Here is a 688-nt window from a genome sequence, read left to right on the forward strand (position 1 = left end):
CCGCGTTGAACCGACAGTTAGACGGCACGATTGATTGCGCCTTCCACACTGCTAAATAGGTTGATAAAGCACTTGGATTCAATGGCCTCATTGAGGTTGGCTTTGGCCAGTTCTTGATCTCCGTTTGCCAACGCGGCATAGCCAGTGAGATACGACCTGATTGGTGAAGGGTTACGCCCCATGCCCCAAAGCAGCTGCATGTTCTCATCTTCTTCTGTCAACACACGGAGAACTTCATGTCTGCTGCTCAGACGTTGAAACCATGACAACGCTTCTGGAAGCTGATTCAGTACGTCTTGAATGCTCCAATGAAGATTCTTGCCCTCAGCGTCAATTGGCCAGATGCACTTGTCCCCCAAGCTCGAATGAAGTGAGCAGACAAGCGACCTGCGAAAGTAACACGCAGCTTCAGACGGGATGAGCACTCCATTTTTCACTGGTAGTGGCCACTGTGGAGGTATGTAGAGTGGGATGCAACCCAGCCGCACCGCGAAGGAGAACGTGGTTGTTCCGATGACATCTGCGTTGTATTTGTTGAAAGATTGAAATTCAATCACATCGATTCGCTCAGTGGTATGCCGCCATGCGACCCGTGAAGTGAACGTGTCGAATCCTTCGGCCTTCAGCGCGGGCCAAATGTATTTCTTGATCTCTCGATTAACGACCTTACTGTCCATGCTGTCTAACG

1 protein-coding gene is annotated in these 688 nt (G+C 50.4%); it reads right to left on the reverse strand.

Annotated features, from left to right (window positions below):
• Positions 1 to 17 precede the first annotated feature (17 nt).
• A partial coding sequence (locus EIP75_RS23855; RefSeq protein WP_233585031.1) for a hypothetical protein occupies positions 18 to 688 on the reverse strand: 671 nt, incomplete at its 5' end.

Origin of the sequence: Aquabacterium soli (genome assembly GCF_003933735.1) — a bacterium.
In the GTDB taxonomy this organism is placed as follows: domain Bacteria; phylum Pseudomonadota; class Gammaproteobacteria; order Burkholderiales; family Burkholderiaceae_C; genus Aquabacterium; species Aquabacterium soli.